The sequence below is a fragment of the Virgibacillus dokdonensis genome (assembly GCF_900166595.1).
Lineage (GTDB): Bacteria > Bacillota > Bacilli > Bacillales > Amphibacillaceae > Virgibacillus > Virgibacillus dokdonensis.
In genome coordinates, this window is record NZ_LT745762.1 from 18251 (window position 1) to 33374 (window position 15124).

General features: G+C 37.5%; 15 protein-coding genes. 8 read left to right on the top strand and 7 right to left on the bottom strand.

Annotated features, from left to right (window positions below):
• The first annotated feature begins 112 nt into the window (after window positions 1–112).
• Window positions 113–775 (top strand): L-serine ammonia-lyase, iron-sulfur-dependent subunit beta, encoded by a 663-nt coding sequence (gene sdaAB / locus B2C77_RS00530; protein ID WP_077701840.1) that lies wholly within the window; start codon window positions 113–115, stop codon window positions 773–775.
• A gap of 82 nt (window positions 776–857) precedes the next feature.
• Window positions 858–1724 carry an L-serine ammonia-lyase, iron-sulfur-dependent, subunit alpha gene (sdaAA, locus tag B2C77_RS00535; protein WP_077701841.1) on the top strand — a complete coding sequence of 289 codons (867 nt, stop codon included), beginning with the start codon at window positions 858–860 and terminating at the stop codon, window positions 1722–1724.
• A 428-nt stretch (window positions 1725–2152) separates the two neighbouring features.
• On the opposite strand, the gene B2C77_RS00540 is transcribed toward sdaAA, so the two are convergent.
• The 5 genes from B2C77_RS00540 to B2C77_RS00560 all read right to left on the bottom strand — a co-directional run bounded on the left by B2C77_RS00540 (window position 2153) and on the right by B2C77_RS00560 (window position 6827).
• Window positions 2153–2761: a hypothetical protein gene (locus B2C77_RS00540; protein WP_077701842.1), complete on the bottom strand. Its 609-nt coding sequence runs from the start codon at window positions 2759–2761 to the stop codon at window positions 2153–2155.
• Between the two features lie 60 nt (window positions 2762–2821).
• The gene (locus B2C77_RS00545) at window positions 2822–3136 is read right to left on the bottom strand and encodes a PTS sugar transporter subunit IIA (RefSeq protein ID WP_077701843.1); all 315 of its coding nucleotides are present in this window, start codon (window positions 3134–3136) and stop codon (window positions 2822–2824) included.
• Between the two features lies 1 nt (window position 3137).
• Entirely contained in the window at window positions 3138–3443 is a 306-nt protein-coding gene (locus tag B2C77_RS00550; RefSeq protein WP_077701844.1) for a PTS sugar transporter subunit IIB, read from the bottom strand.
• A 90-nt stretch (window positions 3444–3533) separates the two neighbouring features.
• The gene (locus B2C77_RS00555; protein ID WP_077701845.1) at window positions 3534–5489 is read right to left on the bottom strand and encodes a BglG family transcription antiterminator; all 1956 of its coding nucleotides are present in this window, start codon (window positions 5487–5489) and stop codon (window positions 3534–3536) included.
• Between the two features lie 69 nt (window positions 5490–5558).
• Window positions 5559–6827, bottom strand: coding sequence for a PTS sugar transporter subunit IIC (locus tag B2C77_RS00560; protein WP_206193304.1), 1269 nt, complete (start codon window positions 6825–6827; stop codon window positions 5559–5561).
• 622 nt (window positions 6828–7449) lie between these two features.
• Between B2C77_RS00560 and B2C77_RS00565 the strand changes: the two genes are divergently transcribed.
• Window positions 7450–7725 (top strand): hypothetical protein, encoded by a 276-nt coding sequence (locus B2C77_RS00565; RefSeq protein WP_077701846.1) that lies wholly within the window; start codon window positions 7450–7452, stop codon window positions 7723–7725.
• 364 nt (window positions 7726–8089) lie between these two features.
• Here the strand turns inward: B2C77_RS00565 and B2C77_RS00570 are convergent, their stop codons facing one another.
• A complete protein-coding gene (locus B2C77_RS00570) occupies window positions 8090–8632 on the bottom strand; it encodes a GbsR/MarR family transcriptional regulator (RefSeq protein WP_077701847.1) in 543 nt (180 codons plus the stop codon).
• A 275-nt stretch (window positions 8633–8907) separates the two neighbouring features.
• On the opposite strand from B2C77_RS00570, the gene B2C77_RS00575 reads away from it, so the two are divergent.
• The 4 genes from B2C77_RS00575 (at window position 8908) to B2C77_RS00590 (ending at window position 12449) form a co-directional block, all read left to right on the top strand.
• On the top strand, window positions 8908–10044 hold the full coding sequence (locus tag B2C77_RS00575; RefSeq protein WP_077701848.1) for a betaine/proline/choline family ABC transporter ATP-binding protein: 1137 nt from the start codon (window positions 8908–8910) through the stop codon (window positions 10042–10044).
• A 156-nt stretch (window positions 10045–10200) separates the two neighbouring features.
• Window positions 10201–10854 carry an ABC transporter permease gene (locus tag B2C77_RS00580; RefSeq protein WP_077701849.1) on the top strand — a complete coding sequence of 218 codons (654 nt, stop codon included), beginning with the start codon at window positions 10201–10203 and terminating at the stop codon, window positions 10852–10854.
• Between the two features lie 17 nt (window positions 10855–10871).
• Entirely contained in the window at window positions 10872–11789 is a 918-nt protein-coding gene (locus tag B2C77_RS00585; RefSeq protein ID WP_206193303.1) for an osmoprotectant ABC transporter substrate-binding protein, read from the top strand.
• Between the two features lie 21 nt (window positions 11790–11810).
• Window positions 11811–12449, top strand: coding sequence for an ABC transporter permease (locus tag B2C77_RS00590; protein ID WP_077701850.1), 639 nt, complete (start codon window positions 11811–11813; stop codon window positions 12447–12449).
• 318 nt (window positions 12450–12767) lie between these two features.
• Here the strand turns inward: B2C77_RS00590 and B2C77_RS00595 are convergent, their stop codons facing one another.
• A complete protein-coding gene (locus tag B2C77_RS00595) occupies window positions 12768–14066 on the bottom strand; it encodes an MFS transporter (protein WP_077701851.1) in 1299 nt (432 codons plus the stop codon).
• Window positions 14067–14469: 403 nt separating this feature from the next.
• Between B2C77_RS00595 and B2C77_RS00600 the strand changes: the two genes are divergently transcribed.
• Window positions 14470–15024: a helicase gene (locus B2C77_RS00600; RefSeq protein ID WP_077701852.1), complete on the top strand. Its 555-nt coding sequence runs from the start codon at window positions 14470–14472 to the stop codon at window positions 15022–15024.
• Window positions 15025–15124 lie beyond the last annotated feature (100 nt).

Here is a 15124-nt window from a genome sequence, read left to right on the forward strand (position 1 = left end):
TAGCTTATAGACTCTGAAAGCTTTCGTTTTGTTTTTTTCTACCGTGCAAGTAAAATCCATAAAGTTTCCTAATAGAAGTACTTCAAACAATTTTTTAAGGTGGTGACCACGTATGAAATACAATTCTGTTTTCGATATTATTGGTCCTGTTATGATCGGACCTTCCAGTTCCCATACTGCTGGTGCAGCGAGAATTGGTAAAGCAGCTAGAAATTTATTAGGAGCTGAACCGACCTGGGCCAAAATTCATTTGTATGAATCATTTGCTAAAACGCATAAAGGTCATGGCACAGATTTCGCTTTAGTGGGAGGTTTGCTTGGCTTTGAAACAGATGACCCACGTATGAATCAATCGTTAGAAATGGCAAAAGAACGCAATTTTTCCATTGATTTTATTGAAGATACAGCAGCTGTAGACCACCCTAATACAGCCCGATTAATCGTTGGTAATGATCAAAACCAAGTCGAGTTAGTCGGCATATCCATTGGTGGTGGCAAAGTCGAAATTACGGAATTAAATGGTTTTAAGCTACGTTTATCTGGCAACCATCCTGCACTTTTAATTATGCACAATGACCGTTTTGGCGCGATCGCTTCCGTAACAACTATCCTAGCCAAATATGAAATAAACATTGGTCACATGGAAGTAAATCGAAAAGATGTTGGCGATGCTGCCTTAATGGTTATTGAAGTGGATCAAAATATAAAAGATACGATTTTGGATGAGTTACGCCAAGCACCACATATTACAACTGTTTGTACAATTATTAGTTGATTTATGATTCAATATTACAAAAAAACAGGAACAATATAATGCTTGTTCATTATACCCCTGTCAAGCAGAAAGGAGTTTGTCTATGTTTCGAACAGTAGCCGAACTTGTGGAAATCGCCGAAAAAGAGAATATATTACTATCAGAAGTCATGATCCAACAAGAAATGGATGTAAAAGAAAAATCACGTGAAGAAGTAATAGGAGATATGGAAAAAAATCTCGATGTAATGGAAAAAGCCATTGAAGAAAGTTTACAAGGCGTGAAATCCGTTACTGGCTTAACAGGAGGAGACGCCGTCCTAATTCAAAATTATATGCAAGAGAAAACACCTTTATCCGGTCACCTCCTTTTAGATGGAGTGAGTAAGGCAATGGGAACAAATGAAGTAAATGCGGCAATGGGAACGATTTGCGCAACCCCAACTGCAGGGAGCGCCGGATGTGTTCCAGGGACATTATTTGCGGTAAAAAATCAATTACATCCAACACGTGAGCAAATGATTCGCTATTTATTTACCGCTGGCGCATTTGGCTTTGTCGTAGCAAATAATGCATTTATTTCAGGGGCTGCAGGAGGGTGCCAAGCAGAAGTAGGGTCAGCTGGCGCTATGGCTTCGGCTGCTATTGTGGAAATGGCTGGTGGAACCCCACAGCAATCCGCAGAAGCATTTGCCATGACATTAAAAAACATGCTCGGACTCGTTTGTGATCCCGTAGCAGGCCTTGTAGAAGTTCCTTGTGTAAAACGAAATGCTGGTGGCTCCGCACTTGCCATTGTATCTGCAGACATGGCATTAGCTGGCGTTACAAGCAGAATACCTTGTGATGAAGTGATTGGAGCTATGTATCGAATTGGAAAAACAATGCCTTCTGCTTTACGAGAAACAGGAGAAGGTGGACTTGCGGATACTCCAACAGGACGCTGGTTGAAGGAAAGGATATTTGGTTAGAGGTGCATAGCTAAGCAGTGGTTGACCTACTATTCTACAGTATGTTTGGCTATATTATGAATTATCATGTGCTTAAGCTGGGAGGATTTACAAACGATCATTAATTTGTTTCTGCATGGTGTTTACAAAAGCGGAAGCGACCGGTTAGCAACATAGCGATTGGAACGAATCAACGAAAGTTTTAGGAATCATGCCACTAAAACAGGGGGATGCCGACGCCCTTCGGCAAGCCCGTTTTTAGTCGCTCTCCTCTTATTCACGAACCAATGGACTTAGCTTAGGGCGATTCGTGAAATCACCTAGTTGCTGGACGCTGGAGCCAGACATGGCTTATTCGGTTATGTCATTATACAGAAGCCGCTAACTTTATCCTTTGTTATCGTACAGAAAAAAGGCTGAACCTCTGCTTAGAGATGCAGCCTTTTTGATTAAAATTGGTCTTGGCTATAAACAAATGCATTTGGCACAGCATTTTTTGGATCATATGTTTCAAGAATTTTACCGTAACGCTCACGATAATCATTGTCTACTTTCATTTGTGGGATAACCTTGGTTCCTTCTTCAAAGAAATGTTTTGAACCGCGTCCCATTTCTTTTCCTCGTTTTGTATGCTTATCCAATGCTACGTCCATAATTTCTGGCTTTTGTCCCATTGCAAAACCTTTAATAATAATATTTTTTAAAAAGTCACTCGATCTATCTTTCGTGCTTTCGCATAAAATACGGATGGCATGAATAAAGTACATCGGCTGATCGCCATCACTGTATGGGAAATTTTTACGCATTTCATTTAAGTTTTGCACGTGAATAGCAGCATCCAAGTTACCAAAACCAATATCTTCTACAGAAATGGTTAATAATCTTCTCCACATTCTATCGAGTAATTGCGGGGAGCTAATATATAATTCATAAGCATATGCACAAGCTTCCTCTACCATCGCTCTGCGGATGGATTTTTGTAAAGATGAAACAACTTCATCCACCTGTAAATTATTTCTTGTTTTCGTTTCTGCCCATACATTATAGGTTGCACTCATGTCTATTTATCTCCTTCATTATATAATCTATTTATCTTATCAGTTTAATAGGGTTTTAGCTTATTTTGCCTGATAAATTTCCATTAATTCTTGCACTAATATTTTTATCGTTTCTGCATTCATAAGCTGATCTTCAGCATGCACGAGTAGTAACGTTACTTGTGGCTCCAATTCTTTCATTTCATCAGATAATGCAGAGGCATGCACATGATGCGCCTCAGCAAATACATCGGAACCTTCTTGTAATTTTTTTTGCGCTTCTTCTACATTACCTTTTTTCGCATCTTCTAAAGCCATTAAATAATTCGATTTAGCAAGCCCTGCACAGGTAATAATTTTCATTGCCATTTCTGATAACCGCTCTACTTTGGACATATCATGCTTTCCCTTCCTCATGCATTTTGAAAGCTTGTTTCAATGCCTCTTCACCATTTGCCATGGCATAAGTCCGTGGTTCTACAGCAGCAACCGGAATGCCCAAAGTTGCTTTAATAGAGTCAACCGCATAGATAATTTGTGGGCCTACTAAACAAATATCCCATTTTCCTTTTTCTTCGTTAATGGCATTATTTGATCTTGCTTCTACAACTACATCCAAATTTTGTGCAGCTGCAGCCTTTTTCATTTTATCTACTAAAATCGAGCTGGACATTCCAGCATTACATACCAATAATATGTTCATTTCGTTCTCTCCTTTTAGAAAAACTTAGAGTTTATGGAAAAATATTCCTTTATCCTCTACTATAATCTACTACAAAATAAATACAAAACGTTACTCTATATAATGTTTGTTAAAAAACGATGTCGATAAGGCGATAATTTTCTCTAAAAATGCTTCTTTTCCATCTGCATCTAATAAACTGGCGATAGAGTCCTGATCTAAAGCTAATTGCTGCATAAAGTGAAACAACGTGCTTACATCATCATCCATTTTATTTTCAATGGCTAGCAAAAACACCATTTTAATTTTTTCTCCTTTATGCAAGAGAGGCTTTTTCAGCACCGCTACATGAACGGTTGTTTTATTGGCAAATGAAGACAATGGGTGTGGGATCATAAAATGCTTCCCAATCGTTGTTGGATAATTTTCCTCACGTTGGATAACATCCTTTACATACCCTTCTAAATCTTGAATGCGGTGATGTCTTTTTAATTTCTGCGCCATATTTTTAATTAGCTCGTCAAACGTCCACTGTTCTTCCTCATAGATATCAACAAATTCTTCGCTGAACATGCGTAATATCAGCTTTTCATATCGATTACTATTTTTGATTTTGTGTATTTTATTTGTAAGTGAATAATAATCACTGCGCTCAGGAATTCGCTCAATAACATGGCAAGGGATAGCTTGATTAAGATTTAAAATATTCGTCGTAATAATTAAATCCACTTGATGACTTTCCACATAGCTGTCTAATGCGATCAATGGCAAGCATGCAACTACCTCCAAATGATTCCTGAAGTTGCTAGTGAGCCAATTTTGAATAATATCATTAATCCCCATACTCGTATCACTAATAACAATCGTCTTCAAACGGTTATTATTTTTTCGTAAAAATATTTCAATATAAATCGCAATATAAGAGATTTCATCATCTGCTAAATACTTCTCTTGATAACGATATACAATATGAACAATTAACATTGCTACTTCATACGAAAATGGATAACGTTTTTTTATATCATTAATGATTGGATTGGATAATTCATAATTCGTATCTAAACGGCGGAGCATATATTCCATATGCACTTTCAGATTTTCCATCGTTTCTACGCTTTCTTTTAAATCGATACTATATTTATCCAATACTTCTCTACGAAATTCATTTAAAATGGTTAGTGCTGTTATACTAATATTTTCTTCTAACGAACTCGAGCTTGTTGGAATTTTAAGCGACCAAAAAAACCGATTGAGACTCGTTTTATCTTTTTCCTTTATATCTATGCCTGATTTCACCAATTCCTGTAATAAAGAACTGACATTTCCATTAAAATAGGACTGTACATCAGACTTTATTGTAAATCCAAATCGATTCCTTAACACCGTAAGATAAATAGCGCCAACCATCATTTCAAACGATTTATCATCTATAATGAGCTTCTGGGAGGCTAAATAATTTTTCATTTTTATCGTTAATAAATCAAACTCTTTTTGATCAAAGTGACCATTTACTAACAGGTTGACATCTGTTAAATAATCGGGCTTGTCCGATAAAATAAGCCCCTTTAAGATTTTAAACAATAAATACCTAATTTCTTCCTCTGTGACAGAAAAATAAATTTGATTATGCTGGATTTCCATTGGCTGTATTTTATACTTTGTTTCCAAAAGTTGTCTTATTTTGCTTAAGTCCTTAAAAATCGTTTGTTCGGACACGTAGAGCTCATCCGCTAATTGAAAGCAATCCTGGTCTTTTAAAAACAGCACCTTCCCTAAAATAACATATAAACGTTGTTCCTGATTTTGAAATCCTTGACGCTGTATGTTGGTGGTAGGATTCATAAAAGCTGTTAAAGTCTGTATATTTGCAGGCAAAAGATAATAGCCTTTTTTATTCGAAGACAAAATGCGCAACGATTCATGAATTAGCGTTTTATTGATGGAGGCAATATCGTTTCTTACGGTTCTTGTGGATACATTTAATTTATCAGCTAATTTCGCGCCAAAAATACCATTTGGATTTTTTAAAATTAACTCAATGATTTCCTTTTGTCGTTCCGTAAACATCGATATCACCTGCTTATTATCTTTATTTTACTAAGGTTTCCTAATGAACACGCATTTATAAAGCGACACTTAAACTGTTTTTTCGCTCTCTTTTTTTATTTCGTTTGCTTCCATTGCTTTAAAGAATGGCAAATAGATAAGCGTCATTAAAATTAAACTAAGGAAAACAAATACAACTGCTCGCCAATCCAATGTCATGAGGAAGGCTCCTACCCCAGGCGGTAAAAACCCTGGTGGGTTGGCAATTGGCATACCCATTAGACCAGATGTCATACCAAAATAAGTTAATGTCGTAACAATAAGTGGACCAAAGACAAAAGGAATAAACATAAATGGATTTAGTATGATTGGAGCGCCAAAGATAAGTGGCTCGTTAATTCCAAATAACGAAGGAATAATGGACACTTTACCGATCGCATTTAAGTTTTTCGCTCTTGAACGCATCATAAGTAATACGAGCCCTAATGTAAGTCCAGAACCGGACACTTGTAATATGTTATAGTATAACCCAAATGTAAAGATATGGGTTACATCAGCACCTGCTGCGTAGTTGGCAATATTTTCCGCTTGGTATGTGATCGCAAATGGCGCCCATACAGCAGAAGTAATGGCTGGACCGTGTAAACCAAAAAACCAAAGAAATTGCGTTAGAAATATAACAATTAATAAGGATGGCAAGCTATCCATGGAACTGATTGCTGGTGCTAGCACATTCATAATTACTTGCGGAAAGGCAACCTCTCCTAAACTCGTTGATAAAATAGCTATGATAGAACCAAGTAGAATATTAACAATCATTGGGAATAAATTACTAAAGCTATCTCCTACCATTTGTGGTACGCTGTCTGGCAATCGAACAACCATTTTTTTCTTAATCATAAAGCGAGTCACTTCAACGCTTAAAATAGCAGATATAATACTAACGAATAACCCTTGTGCTCCTAAATAAGTCATATCAAGTCCATTTTCCGTAACAACACCGCTCAGAATCACATGTGTAATTACAGCTGTAATCCCATATTGTGCGGAATGCATCCCATATTTCTTAGCCAAGGAATCAGCAATAAAGAATGCTGCATAAACGGATAACAAACCATTTGTAAACTTATCTGGATACGTTAATTTATCAATATGGTTAGCAAAAAACTCATGAATAGGGCCGCTTTGGAATACGTTCATAAATGCAATCGGCAATATAAAAAACGAACCTATGATGATAATTGGAACAATTGCAATCATTCCGTCTTTTATTGCTTGTAAATGCTTCTGTTGCTCCACTTTATTCGCAATCGGCATCAGCCATTTCATTAAAGTGGACTGAAGTTTTGAGCTGTTCATAGTGACCTCCTGTTTGTGAAGTATTTTTCTTGCTTGCTATAGCTTAACTATAATTGAAAACGGTTTTTACCAGCAAATAAACATTTTCCGCCATGCTAGGAAACAGCATGACAGGTAGGGGAAAAGACGAGTCAAGTATGAATGGTTACAGAAACTTTGCTTAAACTATAAACCTCAAAACAACAGATGCTACCCTAAGGTAAAAAAACAACCACCTTATTATTTCCCCTTCGTCTTTTAACATACATTGTCATATTAAAACGCTATGCAAAGACAGTTTTTTAGAAAAACTTGGCTGTCGCCAAGTCTAATGGTGACAGCCTTTGTTTTTCTTATACTATAATCCTTAAAATTTTATACTTTCCTATAGTGGAACATAGTCTCAGGGCGCCCGTTTAGCAACGTAGTGACGGGAACGAATCAACGAAAGATTTTAGAAATCATACCCCTAAAACAGGGGTATGCCGACGTTGATTTGCGCCTATGAATTGCACGTTGATTCGCTCGCAATTTTCCTAAAACAAACAAAACAATTTTTTCTGTGACTTCAAGTAAAACCTCTTGCATAGCTTTCAAAACCTATTTTGGAATAACAAAAGAATGTGTAAATGAGGTGATAACAATGAGTCGCACCTTTGACCGTAATCGCGAAATGTTACACAAATTAATTGATGACCTTCCAGAAGATAAATTACCAAAAGCTACAGATATATTTGAAAAAATAATCGGCGAAGAAACTGTGAGCGATGAAGACAAAAAAGAATTGGATATCGCACGAAAAGAAATTGCAAATGGAGAATCTTATTCATTTGACGAAGTGTTTGGGAAGTTGGAAAAGGTAATGTACGATATTATTTTCTCCTGTGGTAGATTTTCCAAACCACTGCTTTCGCTGTAGCATTTGTTAGTTAAAAGGTGAAAAATTCAAAGACAAACAAGCTATTTTTTTTGCAAAAAAGTAGAGATTTGATATTGTGTGTGCTAACATGCGATTAACTCATTAAGAGGGTTTTTCTTTTTTTACATTTCTCCTAGATTTAGTTTTCGCTTTTGTAGATTAAGCCCCCACCACGTTGTTATACACAAGCCACTAACATCTATACTTTCCTATAGCGCAATAAAAAAACAGACCTATTCGTATATTAGAACAGACCTGTTTTTCGTAACACTACATATTCTACATAACACCTATGTATTTCATGTCTATCATTCATACATTTTAAGCTATGCCATCGTTTTTCGAAAACGTTTAAGCAACAGGCTCATTTATCCTCGGCTTTTGGCACATGCTTAAAAATCTCACCAGACTCAAAAAATTCAATAAGACGACTTATCCAATCCAAGTAATCGAGCGAACCTTTAATTTCTACTAATAAATTATCCAATTGTGCTTCTAATTCTGCGTTAAGCACACCTTCCTCACGCAAATGCAACAATTTTTTATATAAGCTATGTTCATGCAATCTACTTTTACTAATAGTTTTCCGCCAATTTGCTGTAAACAAAGCAATAAACGTTTGATAATAATCGTTTTCTACTTTTACTAAATCCTTGCGAACACCTTTCATAAACACTTTTTCTGCGAGGTTTAATTCAATCATTTCTCGAACAACCTGGCTCATCCGCATTTTACTCATTCCCATAGCTTCAGACAATTGCTCAAGCGTCATCGGATCCCTATTTAACGAAATAATACCAAATACACGTCCAACTGTCTTGGAAACTCCAAATGTATACACATTATCTGCTATCTTTTCAACAACTTGATTCTCTAACTTTTCAATTTGATTTTCCAAGTTTTCCATACCATTTTTCTCCTTGAACAATTTGTATATAACAGTAAATATACCACAGTTTATTTTAAAAACAAAAAGGCAAATGAGTAGTTAATATTAGAAAAATGAAGCATTTCTAAGAATAAGCTTATATAAAATGAATAAAATATATTTTTTATATATGTTATAATATATATAAGGATATATGCTGTTTTCTTTTTAATATTCCTTATTTTATAATAAGTTCAAGTAGCGACGATGAGCTTAGCAAATTATTTTGACAAAAATAAAGGGGGTGCTTTGTTTTGCTTCGATTAGAACATGTATCAAAAATATTTGAAGACGGAACAAAAGCAGTCGATGACATTAACTTAGAAATAGGTAGTGGAGAGTTTGTTGTTTTTATCGGCCCAAGCGGCTGCGGAAAAACAACCACCATGAAGATGATTAATCGCTTAATTGAAACGACAGAAGGTAACATTTTTATTGAACAAGAAAATATTAAAGACAAAGACGTTGTCGAACTAAGACGTTCGATCGGCTATGTGATACAACAAATTGGCTTATTTCCTCATATGACGATCGCAGAAAACATTTCACTTGTCCCAAAATTACTTCACTGGCCGGAGGATAAGCGTCGTGCACGTGCAGAAGAATTACTACAGCTCGTAAATATGGATAAAGCTTACTTAGATAAATATCCGAATGAACTAAGTGGTGGTCAACAGCAACGAATCGGTGTCCAACGTGCTCTCGCCGCTGACCCACCACTTATTTTAATGGACGAACCTTTTGGAGCACTCGATCCAATCACTCGTGATAGTTTACAAGAAGAATTTAAAAAGCTGCAACAATCCTTAGGAAAAACAATCGTATTTGTTACGCATGATATGGATGAAGCCATTAAACTAGCAGATCGTATCGTCATTATGCGCCAAGGAAAAATTGTTCAGGTAGGATCACCAGAAGAAATTCTTAGTCAGCCGGCGAATGCGTTCGTCGAAGAATTCATTGGAAAACACCGCCTCATTGAATCTAGACCAACATTACAGACCGTACAACAAATTATGAACGAAAACCCAATTTCCATTAATGAAGAGCAAACCATTTCTGAAGCTATCCGACTAATGAAAGATCATAAAGTTGACTCCTTGCTCGTCATCGATGAAAAACGTGTACTGCAAGGGATGATTGACATCGAAATGATTGAACAAAACAGAAAAAAACAAGGAAATGTGAAAGATATCATGGAAACTTCCATCTATAAGGTAGAACAGCATGCGCTTTTACGTGATACAGTTCACAAAATTTTACGTAATGGTTTCCGCTATGTACCTGTGGTAGATAGGGAAAACAAGCTAATCGGGATTGTAACGCGAGCCAGCTTAGCAAATATTGTCTATGATTCTATCTGGGGAAACAGTGAAAGCATTTCTGTGTAAAGAGCTCATGTAGTGGACAAAATGTCGTTCTCTATTCTTAAAACAGGCAAAGTTAGAACAACTTGTTTTTTGCCAAATCTCTATGGCGATGAAATGCCGCCGATCTGCTTAGCTATCGTATAAATCCATTCTCCCATTTACAAAGGAAGTGATAACGTGGAGACATTGCAAACATTTTTTGCGGAATACGGAAATCAATTGTTATTTAAAACGTGGGAACATCTATATATTTCTCTCATCTCGATATCTTTAGGAATCTTCGTTGCTGTTCCACTAGGAGTGGCATTAACACGTATTCCTAAAGTAGCGGACAAAATCATGTCCCTGGTAGGTATTATTCAAACATTCCCTACTTTAGCGATATTAGCCTTCTTCATCCCACTTTTAGGAATAGGAAAAGTGCCTGCTATCGTTGCCTTATTTTTCTACTCTCTCCTCCCTATTCTTCGTAATACGTACACAGGTGTTTATAGCGTAAGTGACAATATTATTGAAGCCGGCCGAGGAATGGGCATGACAAGCTGGGAACGAATACGCATGGTGGAATTACCACTAGCAGTCCCTGTAATCATGGCAGGCATTCGCGTATCTACCGTCTACTTAATCGGTTGGGCAACGCTCGCCTCTTATATTGGTGCAGGAGGTTTAGGTGACTTTATTTTTGATGGTCTGAATTTATTTAAAACCGAATTCATTTTGGCAGGAGCGATTCCGACGACCTTGCTCGCTTTAATAATTGATTATGTATTAGGTCGACTAGAAGCACGTCTAACCCCTACAGGACTTAGAAATCCATCGGAAGCTGCATAGAAAGGAGGTTACGTACATTGTTGCATGTTAGAAAGATACTCATCATCTTGACAATCACTTTACTACTACTAAGTGGTTGCTCGTTACCAGGTCTAAGCGGCTCTTCCAAAGATACATTAAAAATTGGCACCTTAAACACGTCTGAATCGATGACTGTTGGATACATTATTAAACAATTAATTGAACATAAAACCGATTATCATGCAGAGATCATTGGAAATATGGGATCATCCATTGTCCAGCACCAAGCACTTGAACAAGGAGAAGTCGATATAACAGGAACGAGGTATACAGGTACTGACTTACCTGGCGCTTTACAAATGGAACTGATTACTGATCCAGATAAAGCTTTGAAAGTAGTACAAAGGGAGTTTAAGGAACGTTTTGACCAAACTTGGTTCGATCCTTATGGTTTTGAAAACTCGTATGCATTTACCGTTACAAGTGAACTAGCTAAAGAAAAAAGTTTAGAAAAAGTTTCCGATGTGGAACCGTATGCTGCCGATTTACGTCTTGGAGTGGATAATTCTTGGTTAAACCGTGAAGGGGACGGTTACCAAGGGTTTATTGATACGTATGGGTTTGAATTTGGCAAAGCATATCCGATGCAAATTGGACTAGTCTATCAAGCGGTTGATAGTGGCAATATGGATGTCGTTCTTGCCTATACAACAGACGGGCGAATTGAAGAATTTAATCTTGTCAACTTAGAAGATGATAAAGATTTCTTCCCACCTTACGACGCTTCACCTGTAGCAAGAAACGATATATTGGAAAAGTACCCTGAAGTACGTGATATCTTGGAATCTTTAGCTGGAAAAATTGATGAAGAAACAATGCGTCATATGAACTATGAGGCAGATGTAAAAATGAAAGAACCTTATGTTGTCGCAAAAGAATTTTTAGAAGAGCATCATTACTTTGAACATGAATAAGGAAGGAAAGTAGGTGATTTTTTGGAAACGTTAGTGGAGTTATGGAACTATTATGCACAAAATTATGCTTATGTATGGGAAGAATTTTATCGACATTTTCTCATGTCTGCTTATGGAGTGTTATTTGCAGCTATTGTCGCTATTCCTGTAGGCATTTTCATCGCCAGAAAAGCCCATTTAAGTAAGTGGATATTTTCATTTACAAATGTTATTCAAACCATTCCAGCATTAGCAATGCTAGCAGTGTTAATGTTGGTATTAGGGTTAGGCCCAAACACCGTTGTCGCTGCATTATTTTTATATTCCCTACTTCCAATTGTTCGTAACACATATACAGGCATCCGCAATGTTGATCAAGCATTAATCGAATCAGGGAGAGGAATGGGGATGACAAAGTTGCAATTATTACGAATGGTTGAATTCCCCTTAGCTCTTTCCGTCATCATGGCTGGGCTTCGAACAGCACTCGTAATTAGCATTAGTATCGCTACGATTGGTGCTTTTATTGGAGGTGGCGGTTTAGGAGCAATCATCATCCGAGGCACGAACGTATCCGATGGAACAGCCATTATTTTAGCTGGGGCCATTCCGACAGCACTCATGGCGGTCGTTGCTGACTTGGGCTTGGGGTGGATTGAAAAACGACTGATGCCGCGGTAAGATGAGTTTTCGTCGTGAGGTTTTAGATTAGTAAACAATATAAAGTGAATCTTCAATGAGTGGAGGTTTTCTCTCTTCTTTCACTGATTGTTAGTAGCTCAAGGGTATGATTTAAACGCCTCTTACAAAAAAGGGGATTTAGGTGCTGTTATACTCCCGCTTAAATTTGTCCAGATCAAATCTACAAATTCTTGAAGTGGCAGTCTTACAGCACCTTATATCACGGATAAACTCAGAAAAAAATAGAGAGAGAGGAATGATTTATTTAGAAAAATACAGCAGAAGATGTTGCTATCTATAGAACCACGCTGTCAACAATCATGCAGACAGCGTGGATTCTTCCCTTCTTTTTTGTTTTAATCGTGCCCAATATACGATCGGTATTAACATAAGCGCGACAGATGTACCGATAAAACCCAACATCGCATAGCTTGAATAAGCAACGATAACACCTGATACAACACTTCCGAATGAACCACCAAGTGCTACCCAAACATCAATGGACCCTTGTGTTTTCGCTCGATGATGAATCGTTGTGGAATCAATAATAATGGATGTTCCACTGATAACCCCGAAGTTCCAACCAAGACCTAATAGAACAAGAGCGATCGTTAAACCAATGAATGAATCACCAGGGACAAAAGCGGCCAAAACTCCAGATATAGCTAACGTAATTGCTGTGGCGACCGCCATGGCATTTCTACCAATCCGATCTACTAACGCTCCTGTACCAAGTGATGGCAAATACATCGCCGCGATATGAAGACCAATCACCATTCCAATTGCTGTTAAGCCGCCACCGTGATTTTGCATATGAACGGGTGTCATTGTCATAACCGCCACCATGACAACTTGAGATAACACTAGGAGCATTGCCCCAGCAAATATCCCAACGCGACTTACTTTTTGTGCTGGAATAGATTCTACAGATTCAGTATGCTTTTGCTTTGCTTCATAAGCGGCTAGAGCCCTTGCAATGATTAAAGGGTCTGGTCGCATGAACAAGAAAATCGTTAGCCCAGCTAACAAATAGGCTACGGCAGCAAGAATAAATGGACCAGCTAATGGGTGCATCCCGATAGCCTTAGCCACTTCTCCCATTGGTGTAACTAAATTAGGACCAGCCACAGCGCCAAATGTCGTGGCAACCATAGCAATACTAACAGATTTAGCCCGTTGTTTTTCAGAAGCGAGGTCCGTACCCGCATAACGAGCCATTAAGTTCGTCGCTGTACCTGCACCATACACAAAAAGAGATATAAATAACAACAGTACACTATTCATGTTCGCAGCTACTATGACGCCAATAGCGCCAACACCCCCGGAAATAAATCCAAAGGTCAACCCATGACGACGTCCTAAACGTTGTGTCAAACGCCCTACAAGATATGCAGCTAGTGCAGAACCAAGTGTAAATAAAGCTGCCGGTACCCCTGCAAAACTTTCTGTTCCTAGCATATCTTGAGCTAGCAGTGCTCCAACAGTAATACCAGCAGCTAATCCTGCACCGCCAAAAATTTGCGATAGTAAAACAATCCATAAAGATCGTTTATACAGCTTTTGCCTTTCTTCCTGTGACTCCATATAATGTTGAATCATTTTCTTATCTTCTTTCATTGCCCTTCCCTCCTCTTAAATCCGAATAAGATAAGCTTATACTATAATAGAACTAATTAGCGTTCACACCAAAAAAGCTATGTAGTTAAGCTCATCACTATATACAGTTTCAACAACCCACCATTACCATATTTATATTTGCAACACAGATATTTTTAAGTAGAGTACTATTTGTTAAAAACCATATCGGTTCATCCACCCTATAAATACCTACCAAGGTATTATACAAGACGATTTACCTTAATGCTATCTATCTGTTTAAGAATATGTAATTACAACTATACAGATGCTTATGGTTTAATGATAGAATGATAACATTAAACCATAGGCAACGGACTGAAAATTCAATATTCCCTTGTTCCATTTTTTACTTCACAACCCAAAATAGAGGAGTGAATGATAAATGAATATAAAAGGTAAACAAGTATACCCTAATTGCCCAACTATTCATAGAGCTTTAGTAATTGGTGGGATGACTAAAACCCAGCTTATTCAAAAATTGCAACAAAGCACCATCGCATTAAACGAATATGCACAACAACTGTTCGCTAGTGATATATTTACAACTTCTCATACAAAATATACGGTACACACCGTACAATTAACCGTACGTGACCTTGGTTACGCTAAAGGAGCTACTACGCATGAGCTGTTTAAACGAGCGAGCGACCTCGGTTTAAAATTATGCCCTCTTGAATTAGCGGTCTACCTCAGACTGGAATACGTAAATCAGCCAGAATATAGCTTGAATAATAGTTCAAAACGCCATCAAGCTCCATCTGGCTCCATTACAATAGCATCGGAAATACGAACAGAGGACGATCATTTCCCTAAAGGGTTCTACCTAAGACGAATTAACGACGTATTATGGCTTCGAGGTTACCTTGCTGATCACTTGCACGTATGGAACCCAGGCGACCACTTTATTTTTTGCCAAACAACTTTTAGAAAAACTTAGCTATCATGACGATAGCCATAATTTTTCTGATGCTATAAACCCTATAGTGGAAACAAAAAAAGCAATGCATTCCCTCTGTAAACTAGGAATAAAATTGCTT

What these genes read in the sequence shown, in the direction of transcription:
- sdaAB (WP_077701840.1), top strand. Translation starts at nt 113, where the DNA reads ATGAAATACAATTCTGTTTTCGATATTATTGGTCCTGTTATGATCGGA.
- sdaAA (WP_077701841.1), top strand. Translation starts at nt 858, where the DNA reads ATGTTTCGAACAGTAGCCGAACTTGTGGAAATCGCCGAAAAAGAGAAT.
- B2C77_RS00540 (WP_077701842.1), bottom strand. Translation starts at nt 2,761, where the DNA reads ATGAGTGCAACCTATAATGTATGGGCAGAAACGAAAACAAGAAATAAT.
- B2C77_RS00545 (WP_077701843.1), bottom strand. Translation starts at nt 3,136, where the DNA reads ATGTCCAAAGTAGAGCGGTTATCAGAAATGGCAATGAAAATTATTACC.
- B2C77_RS00550 (WP_077701844.1), bottom strand. Translation starts at nt 3,443, where the DNA reads ATGAACATATTATTGGTATGTAATGCTGGAATGTCCAGCTCGATTTTA.
- B2C77_RS00555 (WP_077701845.1), bottom strand. Translation starts at nt 5,489, where the DNA reads ATGTTTACGGAACGACAAAAGGAAATCATTGAGTTAATTTTAAAAAAT.
- B2C77_RS00560 (WP_206193304.1), bottom strand. Translation starts at nt 6,827, where the DNA reads ATGAACAGCTCAAAACTTCAGTCCACTTTAATGAAATGGCTGATGCCG.
- B2C77_RS00565 (WP_077701846.1), top strand. Translation starts at nt 7,450, where the DNA reads ATGAGTCGCACCTTTGACCGTAATCGCGAAATGTTACACAAATTAATT.
- B2C77_RS00570 (WP_077701847.1), bottom strand. Translation starts at nt 8,632, where the DNA reads ATGGAAAACTTGGAAAATCAAATTGAAAAGTTAGAGAATCAAGTTGTT.
- B2C77_RS00595 (WP_077701851.1), bottom strand. Translation starts at nt 14,066, where the DNA reads ATGAAAGAAGATAAGAAAATGATTCAACATTATATGGAGTCACAGGAA.
- B2C77_RS00600 (WP_077701852.1), top strand. Translation starts at nt 14,470, where the DNA reads ATGAATATAAAAGGTAAACAAGTATACCCTAATTGCCCAACTATTCAT.